16 protein-coding genes are annotated in these 14,988 nt (G+C 41.4%); 12 read left to right on the forward strand and 4 right to left on the reverse strand.

Going from position 1 to position 14,988, the window contains the following annotated elements:
* Positions 1–34: 34 nt before the first annotated feature.
* From BK820_RS00700 to gmk, 3 genes are all read right to left on the reverse strand, one after another.
* Complete coding sequence (locus BK820_RS00700) at positions 35–2,140, reverse strand: RelA/SpoT family protein (RefSeq protein ID WP_071319807.1); 2,106 nt, start codon at positions 2,138–2,140, stop codon at positions 35–37.
* 217 nt (positions 2,141–2,357) lie between these two features.
* Entirely contained in the window at positions 2,358–2,639 is a 282-nt protein-coding gene (gene rpoZ, locus BK820_RS00705; RefSeq protein WP_004896248.1) for a DNA-directed RNA polymerase subunit omega, read from the reverse strand.
* Positions 2,640–2,713: 74 nt separating this feature from the next.
* Positions 2,714–3,337: a guanylate kinase gene (gmk, locus tag BK820_RS00710; protein ID WP_004896246.1), complete on the reverse strand. Its 624-nt coding sequence runs from the start codon at positions 3,335–3,337 to the stop codon at positions 2,714–2,716.
* Between the two features lie 134 nt (positions 3,338–3,471).
* Between gmk and ispH the strand changes: the two genes are divergently transcribed.
* From ispH to rplS, 12 genes are all read left to right on the forward strand, one after another.
* On the forward strand, positions 3,472–4,422 hold the full coding sequence (gene ispH / locus BK820_RS00715; protein ID WP_071319808.1) for a 4-hydroxy-3-methylbut-2-enyl diphosphate reductase: 951 nt from the start codon (positions 3,472–3,474) through the stop codon (positions 4,420–4,422).
* A 160-nt stretch (positions 4,423–4,582) separates the two neighbouring features.
* On the forward strand, positions 4,583–5,095 hold the full coding sequence (locus tag BK820_RS00720) for a pilus assembly FimT family protein (protein ID WP_071319809.1): 513 nt from the start codon (positions 4,583–4,585) through the stop codon (positions 5,093–5,095).
* The gene (pilV, locus tag BK820_RS00725) at positions 5,095–5,589 is read left to right on the forward strand and encodes a type IV pilus modification protein PilV (RefSeq protein WP_071319885.1); all 495 of its coding nucleotides are present in this window, start codon (positions 5,095–5,097) and stop codon (positions 5,587–5,589) included. The genes BK820_RS00720 and pilV overlap by 1 nt, the downstream gene beginning before the upstream one ends.
* 2 nt (positions 5,590–5,591) lie before the next feature.
* Positions 5,592–6,545 carry a PilW family protein gene (locus BK820_RS00730; protein WP_071319810.1) on the forward strand — a complete coding sequence of 318 codons (954 nt, stop codon included), beginning with the start codon at positions 5,592–5,594 and terminating at the stop codon, positions 6,543–6,545.
* Entirely contained in the window at positions 6,542–7,288 is a 747-nt protein-coding gene (locus BK820_RS00735; RefSeq protein WP_048881777.1) for a pilus assembly PilX family protein, read from the forward strand. Before BK820_RS00730 ends, BK820_RS00735 begins: the two co-directional genes overlap by 4 nt.
* 10 nt (positions 7,289–7,298) lie before the next feature.
* Positions 7,299–11,363, forward strand: a complete 4,065-nt coding sequence (locus BK820_RS00740) for a pilus assembly protein (protein WP_071319811.1) — start codon at positions 7,299–7,301, stop codon at positions 11,361–11,363.
* A gap of 10 nt (positions 11,364–11,373) precedes the next feature.
* Positions 11,374–11,889: a type IV pilin protein gene (locus BK820_RS00745; protein WP_071319886.1), complete on the forward strand. Its 516-nt coding sequence runs from the start codon at positions 11,374–11,376 to the stop codon at positions 11,887–11,889.
* Entirely contained in the window at positions 11,883–12,350 is a 468-nt protein-coding gene (locus tag BK820_RS00750; protein WP_048881779.1) for a type IV pilin protein, read from the forward strand. The genes BK820_RS00745 and BK820_RS00750 overlap by 7 nt, the downstream gene beginning before the upstream one ends.
* A gap of 143 nt (positions 12,351–12,493) precedes the next feature.
* Positions 12,494–12,751, forward strand: coding sequence for a 30S ribosomal protein S16 (gene rpsP / locus BK820_RS00755; RefSeq protein ID WP_005013161.1), 258 nt, complete (start codon positions 12,494–12,496; stop codon positions 12,749–12,751).
* 18 nt (positions 12,752–12,769) lie between these two features.
* A complete protein-coding gene (rimM, locus tag BK820_RS00760) occupies positions 12,770–13,318 on the forward strand; it encodes a ribosome maturation factor RimM (RefSeq protein ID WP_071319812.1) in 549 nt (182 codons plus the stop codon).
* 26 nt (positions 13,319–13,344) lie between these two features.
* Complete coding sequence (gene trmD / locus BK820_RS00765) at positions 13,345–14,094, forward strand: tRNA (guanosine(37)-N1)-methyltransferase TrmD (protein WP_071319813.1); 750 nt, start codon at positions 13,345–13,347, stop codon at positions 14,092–14,094.
* Positions 14,095–14,268: 174 nt separating this feature from the next.
* On the forward strand, positions 14,269–14,640 hold the full coding sequence (gene rplS / locus BK820_RS00770; protein WP_004787066.1) for a 50S ribosomal protein L19: 372 nt from the start codon (positions 14,269–14,271) through the stop codon (positions 14,638–14,640).
* 66 nt (positions 14,641–14,706) lie between these two features.
* On the opposite strand, the gene BK820_RS15615 is transcribed toward rplS, so the two are convergent.
* Entirely contained in the window at positions 14,707–14,931 is a 225-nt protein-coding gene (locus BK820_RS15615) for a hypothetical protein (protein WP_071319814.1), read from the reverse strand.
* Positions 14,932–14,988: the final 57 nt, after the last annotated feature.

Genomic DNA, 14,988 nt, shown 5'->3' on the forward strand with positions numbered 1-14,988 from the left:
TGGCCATGGGCAAAAGCATTATCGTTTTAAATGATTAACTCGCCTTCGATGTAGCTTCTGAAATGCTTATTGGTTGGGATAGGCGGATAATTCGCGGGAAGCCGTAATGCATACGCAAGTCTCGAATCAGCTGGGCAATCTGCTTACGGTTATGTACGACTACGTTGACATAAGTCTTACCTTCGTAACTACGTACCGACTCTACACCAGACTTGGCTTTACGACATTCATAGATCAGTTCGGAAATCTGTTCATCATCCATGGATAGGTCAATGCAGAGATAAGCGGTAAAGCTGATATCTTCAATGTCCTCAGAGGTCCACTGCAATGGCATCATATTTTCTGGATGCAAATTTTGCTCATGTAGCAAGTTATGGCAGCGTGCACGATGCACGATCAGACCACGGCGGGTCAGATGACCTTGAATCGGATCACCCAGTACCGGATTACAGCAGTGCGCGTATTTGACATCGACCCCTTCTGTACCCTGAATTAAACGAGTCGAGTTGGAGCCAGTTTCTGCATCTTGAGCAAAGAGGTGATTGGCGACCAATTGAGGTAATAAATCACCGACTGCAATCTGTTCATACAGACGTTCCTGAGTCGGAATATGACGCCATTGCAGAATATTGGCCCAGTCCTCTTCAGTTAAATCCTGAATAGAACGATTAAATAATTTTAAAGCACGATTTAAAGCCTGTTCACCGACCATACGCTGCTCGTCAATATCCTGATCACGCAGTATGTTTTGAATCGCACGACGGGCTTTTTGGGTATTAATAAAGCTGAGCCAGTCTGGATTTGGTGAAGCTAACACATCAGTGATCACTTCAATGACTTGACCACTACTTAAAGGCGTAGAAAGTGGTTTGGTGTCGCCATTAATTTTGGCACCAACCGCGTGATTACCTAGAAATAGACTGGCAGAATAGGCAAAATCCACTACAGTCGCGCCTTGTGGTAATTCATGTAGCTGACCGTGAGGAGTATAAACCCAGATTTTTTCCTGATGCAGATAATCCAGTAATTCATTAAAAGTGGTCTTGGCACAATCCCCATCCACCAGAACATTCAGATTCTGCATGGAAGCCTGAATGGCAGAACGGCAGGCTTGAGGTGCATTTTCACCAAGGACTACACCAAAACGTGCGGCTTTACGCATCAGTTCAGTTTGAATGGTCAGGGAAAGTGTCGTCTTTTCCCCTTTGATACGCATACTCAGCGACTGGTTGCCACCCGGCAACGGGCGACGAATATGATCGGCAAAACTTAATACCTGGAAGCTCTCTTCCAAGAGTTCTGCAAAGCGGTCACAGTCAGCAATACTTTGTAAAATGATTTCAAAGGCGTGACTATGAGTGAGTTCCTGCAGGTTAATATCATTCTTAACAAAGTGACGTAGCAACTCGATATTATTATTTTTCTTTTTGATTCGGCCCTGGATATTATACTGATGGAGTAATTCATTCAGTTTTCTTTCCCAGATCGCCTGATATTCACAGCGTTTGGATTTGGTTTGCTGTAGGGCAGTCTGGACATTATTGTACATGTCCAGATCCAGGTTCTGGTAGCAGAGATGTTCCAGATTATCGGCCATCTCATTCATACCAACCAGCCGGGCCATCGGTACGAAAATTTCAAAAGTCTCTTTGGCAATACGTGCACGTTTATCTGGGCGTAAGGCATCTAAGGTAGTCATGTTGTGATAACGGTCTGCCAGTTTCACAATAATGACACGTGGGTCCTGTAGGGTAGCCTGAAGAATTTTCCGGAAAGAAGCGGCTTTATTATATTCCTTATCACTGGATTGGCTTAGTTTGGTGACGCCGTCCACCAGTTCAGCTACCGTCTTGCCGAATTTTTCAGCAATGTCGTCCTTGTTGAAATCCGTATCTTCAATCACATCATGGAGTAAGGCTGCCATGAGAGTTTCGGCATCTAAACGCATATGCGCCAGAATACTGCTCACAGCGATCGGATGCAGGATATAGGGTTCGCCACTTTTACGGGTAATGCCATCATGGGCAATATCCGCATAATCACAGGCGGCAAGCACACGCTCGACTTCACTGGCACTCAAATAAGCGTCGATGATGATATTAAGCTGTTGCTTGGCTTGACTGACCTGTGGGCCTGGCATAAAACACCTTTAAAACTGAATTCTTTACTAAAAATGTGCGAATACTTTTAATGAAAAGCAAATCGCAAAGTTTGTCAATTTATTCCGTTTCTATTCACGGAAAAACTGCATAAACTTGATAACTCGACCTTATGTTATAACCGTTCTAGACAGAATATAAAAGTCACAAAACAAAAAAAGCCTAGTTGAAAACTAGGCTTTTTATAAGAAGGGTTTCTTATTGGAAAGAAAAACCGTCCAGATTCAGGTTATTTGCTGAAAGTGCAAGGTCTAGACTAGAAGTCTGGTAGTCTTGGTCACGTTGTTTCAGGATGTCTTTAGATACATGACCTACTGCAATTTCACGTAGAGCAACAACGGTTGGCTTGTCATTGTCCCATTCTACAGTTGGTTCAATGCCTTGACGTGCCAATTGACGCGCGCGTTTGCTTGCCACTAGTACAAGCTCAAAGCGGTTGTCTACATGGTCTAAACAATCTTCAACGGTTACGCGTGCCATAAGAATTCTCGTTTGAATAATATTTTAACAGACTGCGAAGTATAAAAGGCTTTGCCTGTAGACTCAAGTTTTAATCACTCTTCGCTTGGTGTAATTAAAGCCTGAATCAGTTTTTCATGACGATTCGCTTGCTGATGAAGTGCCAATCGGTTGGCAATAATCACGGCTTCCAGATCATGCAGCGCTTTGTTGAAGTCATCATTGATAATGACATAATCAAAGTTAACATATTGCTGCATATCTTCTACCGCACAGCTCAAACGATGCTCAATCACGTCAACAGAGTCTGTACCACGGTTCGATAGCCGTTGACGCAAGTCAAACTGGCTCGGCGGTAAAATGAAAATTTGTTTGGATTCAGGAAATAAGCGACGGACTTGCTGTGCACCCTGCCAGTCAATCTCGAGCAGGACATCATGACCTTTAGCCAGTTGTTCTTTTACAGTTGCTTGTGCAGTACCATAATAGTTACCAAAGACTTCAGCATATTCAATAAAACCACCTTCATTGACCAGATTGAGAAAATCTTCTTTGGTAGAGAAGTGGTAATGCACACCATCGAGTTCGCCAGGTCGTTGACCGCGTGTCGTATGAGAAACAGAAACATGAAGATTGTTGACACGTTCAAGTAAAGCTTTAACGAGGGATGTTTTGCCTGTTCCAGACGCAGCAGAAACGACAAACAAGAGACCCGACATGATATTTTTCCTGATATGATAAAATATCTTCTCTATTTTAGAGTAGAGCGACTTTAAACTAAATAGTTGTACGTCGATTGTTTTACATTTATTTCAATTGTTGCAGCATAAATTGAGTGAGTATTGAGGATTCTATGGAAATTGTTTTAGCCAACCCGCGTGGTTTCTGTGCCGGTGTGGATCGTGCCATTGCGATCGTGAACCGTGCCCTAGAATGTTTCAATCCACCGATCTATGTGCGTCATGAAGTCGTGCATAACAAATTTGTTGTAGATGACTTACGCCAACGCGGTGCAATTTTTGTTGATGAACTGGATGAAGTTCCTGATGATAATATTGTGATTTTTAGTGCACATGGCGTTTCTAAAGCAGTCCAGCAAGAGGCTGAACGCCGTGGTCTGAAAGTTTTTGATGCCACTTGCCCCTTGGTAACCAAGGTGCATATTGAAGTGACCAAATATGCTCGTGAAGGGGTTGAAGCGATCTTAATTGGTCATGAAGGGCATCCGGAAGTTGAAGGCACCATGGGGCAATATGACAAAAAAAGTGGTGGTGAGATTTATCTGGTTGAAGATGAAGAAGATGTGGCTGCTTTAACGGTACGCAATCCTGAAAAAGTAGCTTTTGTCACGCAAACCACTTTATCAATTGACGATACGGCGAAAGTGATTGATGCTCTTCGCCAGAAATTTCCGCTGATTCAAGGCCCACGTAAAGACGATATTTGCTATGCCACTCAAAATCGTCAGGATGCTGTACGTGACTTAGCTGAACGTTGTGATGTTGTGTTGGTAGTCGGATCTCCAAATTCATCAAATTCAAACCGCTTACGTGAGCTCGCTGAACGCATGGGTAAAGCTGCTTACCTGGTCGATAATGCCGATGAGCTAAAGCAGGAATGGTTTACCAATATTTCTAAAATTGGTGTAACTGCTGGAGCTTCCGCACCAGAGATTCTAATTAAACAGGTGATTCAGCGTTTACAGGATTGGGGCGCACAAGCACCACATGAGCTGGATGGGCGAGAAGAGAATATTACATTCAGCCTACCGAAAGAATTACGTATTCCAGTTACTCAAGCTTAAGATGTCGCACTTATCACCTGATTTATAATTTTAAAAAAACAGATAACTAATTTTTGCAGTTATCTGTTTTTTTATGCCATTCATCTCTATTTGTGTGGGTTTTGTAATCTAATTAGATACTATTTTTAATGAGGTAAAGTTTCGCTGGTTTGAGGGCAGGATGCAAAAAGTAAAAGGATTTACATTAATTGAGCTGATGGTGACAATTGCGGTGGTGTCGATTGTTGCGATAATGGCAGCGCCTTCTTTTGGGAATATTTTAAAAAAACAACAGTTAGATAATACGGCTAAAGATCTTGCATATTTATTTGGTCAAGCTCGAGCCCAATCTGCTGCACTGCGTAAACAGGTAACTATAAAATTTACTAGTGGCACTAACGATGCGACTACGTTTTATTGGACCTCTAAGTACAGCGATATAAGGCTTACCAGTGATACGACAGATGTAGTATTTCAGCCCATAGGTCTGGTCACTAAAAGAAACAAGCAAATTGATAATCCTAGCTTTAATCCACTTCTACCTGAAAATAACACTACTAATCCTAAGAAAATTGATCAAGTAGTTCCACTCGTTTTTACAGTATGCAGTACGAAATTGGCTACTTCAAAGGAAATCAGTATTTCTAGAACGGGCGTAATTGAAAAAATTGAAAATAAAGCAGGGGCATGTTGATGATCAAGTCACAATATGGTGTTGGACTCATGGAAGTATTGGTAGCACTTTTTATTTTGGCTGTAGGAGTAGTAGGTTTCTCAGTATTGCAGCTTCGTGCACTTCAGGCGATGACAGAAGCAACTGACCGTACAATGGCCATGACAGTGGCTCGCGATTTGACCGATCGCATGCGCATTAATCGTTTAGCTTTAAATCATTATGTAACTGCTATCAACACCAAACAGTCAGAAACAGGCTGTTTAGGAAGTAGCTCTACCTATGTACCCGCATGTGATAGCCAAAAAATAGCCAAATATGATGCAACACAGATTTTAAGTAAGGCAGAAAGTTTGGGGCAGACGATTGTGATGAAACAGTGTGAGGGAAGCAGTCGTACCTGTATTTATATAGCGTGGGGAAAAACAGCGATTACAAAAGATGATATCTCTACATGTATGGCGAATGGAGTATATAAAGTTGGTGCACAATGCTTGGTAATGGAGGCATATTAAGGATGAGACCACAGTCTGGCTTTACACTTATCGAACTCATGATTGCCCTAGTATTGGGGTTACTTATTACAGCTGCAGCTATACAACTTTATATTACCGCTCAAAAAAATATGGCTATACAACAAGGCGCAGCTAATTTGCAAAATAGTGCCAGTTTTGGTCTGGAATATATGTTGCGCAATATACGTCTGGCGAATTTAAATTCAGGCAAACCGATTATGGATCCCTCGATATTACATGGTGGAATTGTCTTGGATAGGGCCAATCTTAGTACCAATTCAACGTTTAAGATCACTGGAGCTGATGCGAGTAATAACCTCATGACAGCAGGAAATATCGGACCTTCAAATTTACAGGGATTAAAAAGCGATCAACTGGTGATCCAGTATCGCAATACTATTAATAATAAATATGACTGTGAAGGTACTGAAATTGCTAGAAATGTATATGTAGTCGAACGTTATTTTTTAAGAGCAGATAGCAAGGTAAATAATGATCCAAATGCTGCTTTAGCATTAGCCTGTAAAGCTACCAGCTATTCTGGTGATAATGATCTTAAACTTGATAACTTAAATGGGAACGGTGAGGTCATTATTCCTCGAGTCGACCATTTACACATTTTATTAGGTGTCGCCAGTGACACTGTTGATGCTACCAAATCACCAGCAGTTGCAGGCCAGGATGGGGTACTGGATCGTTTTGGCTACATTAGTATTCCTAATTATTTAGCTTTGGCAACTAAACCTCAGATTGTATCTCTTCAATTAGGGATGCTGGTGCGTTCACCAGATAGTGTGGGGAATAATAGTGCTGTTGACCCAAATAAAAACTATCAAATTTTTGATATTAATAAGCCTTTAATTGCTGACAATAAAAATAATTTGTATATGAGGCAAGTAGTTACCCAAACAGTAGCACTGAGAAATGGATTTGGTATTCAGGAGAATCCTCAATGAAAGCTTTATCTATACAGCGAGGAGCTACTTTAATTGTAGTTCTGGTTATGCTCATCCTATTAACTTTAGTGGGAACCTGGGCAATCAGAGGAAGCTTAACCTCCTTAAATATTGCTACGAATACGCAGGCACAGGCCCTGCTTCAGCAAGCCTCTGATGCCATATTTTTTAGCTTGGAAAATCAGACTTCTGATGATTTTGCGCTAACCAATATGAGGATTGGGGATGGAATGCTGGCTTATGTATTAAGACCGGAAAATAAGGATAAAGAACTTGTATTCTGTATTCGTGGGGGGGATGCGAATACTCTGGAGGGGAGCCGGAATGCAAGTGCTGTCTATTGGGAAGGTAGTCAAATTAAAAATTCTCAACTGGGAAATATCGGCTTTTGCAAAATTTCTCGTAAATCAGACTTCATTAGTGGCCGTTCAGCAGTAATGACGCGAGTGGGCATTCGAGCGGATAGTTCTGGTCTGGATTGGGAACATTTATTGGAAGGAGATGATGCCCAGCTATCAAAAACTCAACAGATCCAGAAAGTGGCAGTCAACGTTATTTCTATTATTCCAAATTTAAGTGAAAGCTCTGCAACAGATATCCAAAACTGCTTATCCAATTACACAAGTTTTTATGATTCTTTGGCCGCCAATAAGACGGTAGCAGAGTGTTTAAAGGATCATAATGTGCCTTATAGCGATCAGGAAATGCAATACACCCTAAGACCTGTAAAAGGAACATCGTAAAGGAATGCTAATGATGAAATATATAAAAAAACAAGTGAATATGACACCATTTTTCCGAAAAACGATTGTCTCTAAATTTAAAGTAGCGGGAATCTCTACAGTATTAACTGCTTTATTATGTGCTGCGCTCCCTATGAGTTATGCAAGCGACATCGAAATTTATAAAGTGCCTGAAGATAGTGTGGGTAGTACGACTTTAATGCTGATGCTCGACTTGTCAGGCAGTATGGGGTATGGGGCAGGATACAGTAATACGTCCATGAGTATCCAGGATGATTATGGTGTATGTGTAGGATCAAGAAGTAGTGTAGTAGAAGATACAACAACAACCCCTCTTTATTCACGTTATTATTGTCCAGTTTCTGCTAGTGCAGCTAGTTCTAAAGTCAAGGATCCTCAAACGGGTTGTGAAAAACAAGCAAACGGTAACTATCGTTGTTACGATCGTTTGACCCGTTTAAAAGATGGGTTGAGAGAAATCTTACAGGGCACTCCTACTGTACCTCGGGTGAGTGATAAAATCGTATTAGGCCTATCTACCTTTGCTGGAGATAATGGTTATATCCGTGTGCCTGCACGTCCTTTGAGTGAAGTAATCCGTTCTTACCAAGTAGCAGAAACCTATATTGATCAAGAAGAATATGAGGAAAGGGTTCAAACGGGGACGACGCAAGAAAAATATTATTATGACTTGCCACGGTGGACAAGATATTCGGAAACACGACTAGAGAATCAAACCTGTATTTTTGGTTTCTGCTGGGGAGGATCTAATGTCAAAAGAACTTATTATCAAACCTGTACCTGGACTAATAATACCTGCTCATGGGGGACACGTACCGAAACACGTCCTTCAGGATTTAGTGATACTCTTCCTACTACTACCTGTACAGCTGGTAATAACAATGATTGCGTAATTTTTTATGAGAGAAATAAGGAAGGTACACGTGAAGTACCTGTTTATGAAACAGTCATTAAAACTCGTCCCGTAGAAAAAGTCCGTTATGTCACTAAAAATGTGACCCAGCGTGACTTGCTGCTAGAAACGATTAAAGATCTCAAGGCAAGTGGTGGTACACCTACACCTTATGCTTATTCAGAAGCTGCAGCATATTTAATGGGGCAGGCTACAAGCGACAGTACTTATAGTGGTTTTAGCCTATCAGTAGGAGATGCAAAAGATACGAGTAAGACTCGTACTTATTTGGCACCTCAATCCATTAGCGGCCAAGTTAATAATCCAGAAAAACGAGAATGCAGCGGTCAAGGGATTTATTTCTTGACTGATGGTGAACCGCAGCCTGGTGGTACAGCGATGGGCTGGGATGGTAAAAGCGGTACAGCCTATACTTTAATGTCAACGTCCTTGGGGAATAAAGGAACTCAATTTGATTGCTCTGTAAGTCCTTTGGGAAATCGTAGCGGTTACATGGATTCCAGAAATGGATGGGCATGTGTTGGTAAATATGCACAAGCTTTACTAGATCCTGCAAAAAATCCGGTCGGTTTAAAAATTAAAACTGCTGTTGTAGGGTTTGGTAGCGATTTTAGTGGGGATAGCAATCCTGATGTGCAAGATGCTAAAGATTGGGGAATACTGGGTGGCGGTGGCTGGAAAGCTGGTTCTAACTCTAAAGATATTTCAGACAGTATTAATAAATTTGTTGAAGAGCTGAATAAAGATATTCCATCTATGAGTACCGGTTCATCAACGATTCCATTGGATGATTTGAATCCTGCGATTGTACAACCTTATTCTTATTTCCCTCAGTTTGAGCCAAAAGTGAATCCGGTAGACCGTCAGCAGATCTGGTTTGGTAATTTGAAAAAATTCCATGTAGTGAACAATGGAGTTTATGCAAGTAAAACGCCTAGCGATTTAACCGTGGTGGTGAAAAAAAGTAAATTGCAAGATTTAGCGGATATCTGGGCCAAAGCTGGGATTAGTTATCCAGAGAATGCACCAATATTTAAAAAGGGCGGGGCTTTAAGTCAGCTTCCTTTGGGGCTCGGGACTAATACAGCGGGTAATACAGTAACTGCGAGAACTCTTTTAACTGACTATAGTTATGATGGAACTAAACCGGTAGCTGAGCAAGTTTCTCGTAATTTAGATCTAGTCAAAATTGATTACACTTATACAACTAATGCGAAGACTAAAACAGATGGTACTTATTCAAGAGCATTGATGAGCCTACTTGGTTTTAATATTCCGAGTGATATTTCTACGAATGATCTGGATCTTTCTACCTATTCGGCTACAGTAAGACAAATGGGAAGCATTCTGCATTCTAAACCTATCCTGATTACTCAGCAGGGTAAGGCAGTAGCCGTGAAAGACCCTAATACGGGTAAAGTTAGTATCGGAAGTGAAAATCGTGAAGATTATGTGCTATTCGGGACAACTCAAGGTTTGATCCATATTGTAAATGCAGAGACTGGGGTAGAAAAATTTTCTTTTGTTCCTAAAGAAATTATTGAAGGTCAGTCAGAAACTTTCAAAAATGAAGGAGGAAATCTGGCGGGAGGGAAAGATGCTCTTTATTATGGTATGGATGGCGAATGGACTGCTCACACAATCTATGTCAGTAAAAGTGATGGGACTCTAACTGTAAAAGGAACTTCTCGTACTGACTTGGATGGGAATACAGAAAATCTAAGTGGTAAGCAATGGGTGTATGGCGGCATGCGAATGGGTGGACGTAGTTATTACGCCCTAGATCTAACCGATATTAATAGTCCAAAAATTAAATTTCATATTGATCCAAGTACAGGCAAGGTATATTCACAAAAAACTCCTGCCGGTAAATCCTATAGTGCATTAAGTAAAATGGGTCAAAGCTGGTCTAAACCTAGCCTGGGTTATATTAACTGGCAAGGTAAGCGCAGACTCGTAATGATTGTTGGTGGGGGATATGATGCAGGAGGAGCGGATGGAGATGGTTTAAAAACCCAAGGCGTACGTACAGGTTACGCAGGTTATGAAAGCTATAACTATAAGCAAGACAATAAAATCGGTGCTGGTGTCTATATCTTTGATGCTGATACAGGTGATTTATTATGGAATGCAGATTCAAGTACAAATGAGAACTTAAAATATAGCGTTGTAAGTCAGATTCGTACAGTAGACCGAAATAATGATGGAGTTATTGATCATCTATATTTTGGTGATCTTGCGGGACAGGCCTTTAGAGTGGATTTTAAGAATGATGGCGCTACAACATTTACTGCTCAAGCCACCAGAATTTTAAATCTGAATCAAAATAATGGTACGAGTCCGCGTTTTTATACGATGCCAGCCTTCACGGCTCACTATAGCGCAGGTAGTAATGCTATTTATGGCGGAAATATTGTAGTTGCTACCTTTGTGTCTGGAAATCAAAGTTCTCCATTGGTAGGTACGACAGATTCAGCACAAAAGAAAGATCCTCTAGGTTTACAATACGATGCTGCCTATGCGATCTATGATTATGATGCTTATCCAAGTACTGCTGAAGGACGTTATCCAACTTCAAATATGGAAGCAAGAACATTGGCGAGTAGCTCCGCTACCAGTCCAGCCCCTACCCAGCTGAGATATGTCAATAACGCTACGTCTTCAACTACAGTAAATAAAACTAGTGGGTGGGGAGGCTGGTATTATGTGTTTAATAAAAAGTTTGATGGTAGTGAAGCTGCAGCAAACATTATTAAAGGTCTAACTACTCCAATTGCTTTAGAGGGTAGTCTATATGTTACTCAATATGACGCATCTAATAATGGTACTACTTCAAGTTGTGGTGCTGGGGTAAAAGGGCATAGTTTTACACAGCGTTTATGTTTGCCAACAGGTGTATGTAAGCAGGATGCGAATTACACTTATAATTTAGGATCAGGCATTGTAAGTCCAAATGTGGGCAGTACAGATAATGATCCAAATAAACGGAGTCTGGTGGTACCTGATCCAAATGATGTTTGCTCAGGACCTAACTGTAGTCCATGTAAAGGTGCGGCATGTGGAGCAAATGGAAAGTTCCTGGAAACAGGCGGTTCCTTACGTTTTATTCCAAATCGTTGGTATGAAAAATATGCACAATAATCATTGGACTATGCGTATGCCGCAACAAGGATTTACATTAATTGAATTAATGGTGGTGGTTGCAATTGTGGCTATTCTTGCCACCATTGCAATCCCGAGTTATCAGACTCATACCCGAAAGGCAATCGCTGGTCAGGCCCAGCAGGAAATACAAAAGCTAGCAGAGCAGTTAGAGCGCCATAAAGGTAAAAATTTCAGCTATTTAGGTTTTGATCCTAGCTATTTGTATAAAGATAATAGTGGAAATTTAATTGGTTATAGTACAACTAATGCGCAGCTAAACCTGCCATTAAATAGTTCAGGAACCGCAGTTAAATATATTGTTTCTGTTCGAGATGGTACAGATACTACTAAACTTTTAACTAATACTACCGCTTTAGGACAAAGATGGGCTATTAAAGCAGAAAGCCAAGATCCGAATAATTTTACCTTTCTTATGACGAGTACAGGAATCCAGTGTAAAAATCAGACTAGAGCAAATGTATCTTATACAGGGTGTGGCACAGGAGGAGTGAATACGTGGTAAGAAACAAGTTGGGATTTACTCTTATTGAACTGATGTTAGTGGTAGCTGTTATCGCTATTCTTGCAGCAGTAGCTTTTCCTTCTTATCAGGAGCATGTAAGAAAAACAAAGCGGACTGAGGTACAGGCCGAGTTAATTGACATAGCAAGTAGATTGCAACAATACAAGTCAACTAATTTTAACTATAAGATTAATCCAACAACTGCGATTGATTTAACTAAGCTAGGCTTTTCTTCAGCTACTCCTTTATCTCAAAATGGTTTGTATACACTTAATTTAAGTTTTAATACAGCAGCAACAAGCTGGGTGCTAAGTGCTATACCTTCACCCACAGGAAGTCAGAAGAATGATGGGGTAAGTTGTTTGGATGATACTGGTCAACGTTACTGGTCAAAAGTAACAGCGACTGCCAGTGCCTGTGGTAGTGCTTTAGCAGTAAATTCAAATTGGGACGGCCGCTAATCCAAACCCAAAATTGTAGCCAACCAATTTTTGATCTTTCATTCAGGGCAAACTTCGCGTAAAATATTGCCCTCTATGAAAGGGGTTTGAAGTGTTCCGGTGGTCGGCACATGAATAATCCGTAAAAACTATAAGGTTCTATCATGGTTGTTATTCGTCTTGCACGCGGTGGTGCTAAAAAACGTCCGTTCTATCAAATCATTGTGACTGATAGCCGTAATGCACGTGACGGTCGTTTCATCGAACGTATCGGTTTCTTCAACCCTACAGCTCAAGGTAAAGCAGAAAAACTTCGTTTAGATGCTGACCGTTTTGCTCACTGGGTATCTCAAGGCGCTCAGCCTTCTGATCGTGTTGCTTCTTTAGCTGCTCAAGCTAAAAAAGCTGCAGCTGCTGTTTAATACGGTAGTAGCTAGCCCATGACACCAACACAGAATGTTCCCGAAGATCGTATTCAGATTGGACAGCTACGTTCAGCATATGGATTAAATGGGTGGCTCTGGGTCTATTCCAATACAGAACCTATGAGCAACATATTTGACTATCTGCCTTGGTACATTGAGACCAAAACAGGTTGGCAAATTGTCGATGTAAAACGTTGGAAACCACATGGCAAAGGCTTAGTTGTTTCGCTTAAAGGTGTGAGTGATCGCACTGGCGCAGATGAACTGGTTGGTGCAAATATCTGGATTTCAAAAGCTCAACTACCTCAAGCAGGTGTGGACGAGTATTACTGGTCTGATTTAAAAGGTCTAACAGTGTTAGGTCTAGATGATGAAGAACAGGAAATTAACCTCGGTCAAATCCATGAAATGTTTGAGACAGGCGCTAACGATGTCATGGTGATTCGCGCAACCCCTGATAGCATTGATGGCGAAGAGCGCATGATTCCATGGCATAAAGATGTGGTACAACGCGTTGATCTCGAAGCTGGTCGTATCTATGTCAATTGGGGCGTAGACTACTAACATTTTTGGAAACACGGGAGTCTGCGATGTTTTTTGCAGTCATTACGCTTTTTCCTGAAATGTTTGAAGCGATTACACGTTTCGGTATTAGCGGGCGCGCAGCACAACGTGATTTGATGCAAATTCATTGCATCAATCCACGCGAATTTGCTGAAGGGAATTACAAACGGGTGGATGAACGTCCATTTGGTGGTGGTCCCGGTATGGTGATGATGGCTGAGCCATTAGCGAAAGCAATTCATCGTGCTAAAGAGCTTGCAACGCAAGCGGGTGCAGTTCATGTTCCTGTGGTATATATGTCACCGCAAGGAAAAACCTTAAATGAACCTGCGGTACAGGACTTCGTTAAATATGACGGACTAATTGTGTTGTGCGGACGTTATGAAGGTGTCGATGAGCGTTTGATCCAGAAATATGTTGATCAGGAATGGTCGATTGGAGATTACGTATTGTCGGGTGGTGAACTCCCTGCGATGGTTTTATTGGACAGTATTATCCGGAGACTTCCGGGTGCAATGTCGGATGAACAATCCCATGTGCAAGACTCCTTTGTGGATGGTCTATTAGATTGCCCACAATATACCAAGCCAGACCATTTTGAAGGTATGGATGTGCCAGACGTTTTAAAATCGGGACATCATGCCAATATTGAAAAATGGCGTTTTTTGCAGCGTTATCAGCGTACGCTTGAACGTCGACCTGAATTGGTCGAACAAGTCGAACTGACAAAGCAACAAAAAAAATGGCTAAAAGATTTGCAAGGGAATAAATCTTAATTTATTCTCCGAGCGCAAAAGGCATGAAGCTTCGCTTTTTTGCCACACTTAAATAGACTCTTTATGCATTGAAGCGGTCAAGCATAAAGGGAAAGTCAATCGGGTCTATGCGCTTTAGCCTCTAGCCCCAGTGGATATCAGACCTCTTCTGACCCACAATATTGGAGATACTCCATGAGCGGTAAGCATCCTTTAGTTCAAGCTGTTGAAAATGCTCAGCTTAAACAAGACATCCCAGCTTTTGCACCAGGTGACACAGTAGTTGTCCAAGTAAAAGTAAAAGAAGGCGACCGTGAACGTCTACAGGCGTTTGAAGGCGTTGTAATCGCTAAGAAAAACCGTGGTCTGAACTCTGCGTTCACAGTACGTAAAATTTCTAGCGGTGTTGGCGTTGAGCGTGTATTCCAAACTCACTCTCCAATCGTTGCTAAGATTGAAGTGAAACGTCGTGGTGACGTTCGTCGTGCTAAACTTTACTACCTACGTGAACTTTCTGGTAAAGCTGCACGTATTCGTGAAAAGTTGCCAGCTCGTAAACAAGGTTAATTTTAGCCTTGCTTCCAAGCAAAAAAATGCGCCTTTCGGCGCATTTTTTATGTCTGAATCTTAGGTTTATAAACCTTGCAGTTTTAAACAGTTGGCATGTTGGCGGTAGACATTGACAGGATCCGGCACAAAAGCCCCTTTGATGCCAAACATCAGGTTAATTTCATCTAAATGATTCCATGGATAATCATCACGGATAGTTTTACCAAATTTTGCAATACACATCGATACGATACCATCATTGGCACCTTCTTTATAGGCAGATAATCTATTTAAGGCTTTGATGACCACATCACTGATATCTAAAGCATTGGTTGTAGGCTGATTACCGGTGACTGAATATAGTGC

This window comes from Acinetobacter sp. LCT-H3 (assembly GCF_001866125.1).
Classification (GTDB): domain Bacteria; phylum Pseudomonadota; class Gammaproteobacteria; order Pseudomonadales; family Moraxellaceae; genus Acinetobacter; species Acinetobacter schindleri.

Excerpts from the sequence above, each read along its gene's own strand:
- BK820_RS00720 (WP_071319809.1), top strand. The coding sequence starts at position 4,583 with ATGCAAAAAGTAAAAGGATTTACATTAATTGAGCTGATGGTGACAATT.
- ispH (WP_071319808.1), top strand. The coding sequence starts at position 3,472 with ATGGAAATTGTTTTAGCCAACCCGCGTGGTTTCTGTGCCGGTGTGGAT.
- BK820_RS00735 (WP_048881777.1), top strand. The coding sequence starts at position 6,542 with ATGAAAGCTTTATCTATACAGCGAGGAGCTACTTTAATTGTAGTTCTG.
- trmD (WP_071319813.1), top strand. The coding sequence starts at position 13,345 with ATGTTTTTTGCAGTCATTACGCTTTTTCCTGAAATGTTTGAAGCGATT.
- rpsP (WP_005013161.1), top strand. The coding sequence starts at position 12,494 with ATGGTTGTTATTCGTCTTGCACGCGGTGGTGCTAAAAAACGTCCGTTC.
- rplS (WP_004787066.1), top strand. The coding sequence starts at position 14,269 with ATGAGCGGTAAGCATCCTTTAGTTCAAGCTGTTGAAAATGCTCAGCTT.
- gmk (WP_004896246.1), bottom strand. The coding sequence starts at position 3,337 with ATGTCGGGTCTCTTGTTTGTCGTTTCTGCTGCGTCTGGAACAGGCAAA.
- rimM (WP_071319812.1), top strand. The coding sequence starts at position 12,770 with ATGACACCAACACAGAATGTTCCCGAAGATCGTATTCAGATTGGACAG.
- BK820_RS00745 (WP_071319886.1), top strand. The coding sequence starts at position 11,374 with ATGCGTATGCCGCAACAAGGATTTACATTAATTGAATTAATGGTGGTG.
- BK820_RS00700 (WP_071319807.1), bottom strand. The coding sequence starts at position 2,140 with ATGCCAGGCCCACAGGTCAGTCAAGCCAAGCAACAGCTTAATATCATC.
- BK820_RS00730 (WP_071319810.1), top strand. The coding sequence starts at position 5,592 with ATGAGACCACAGTCTGGCTTTACACTTATCGAACTCATGATTGCCCTA.
- pilV (WP_071319885.1), top strand. The coding sequence starts at position 5,095 with ATGATCAAGTCACAATATGGTGTTGGACTCATGGAAGTATTGGTAGCA.
- rpoZ (WP_004896248.1), bottom strand. The coding sequence starts at position 2,639 with ATGGCACGCGTAACCGTTGAAGATTGTTTAGACCATGTAGACAACCGC.
- BK820_RS00740 (WP_071319811.1), top strand. The coding sequence starts at position 7,299 with ATGATGAAATATATAAAAAAACAAGTGAATATGACACCATTTTTCCGA.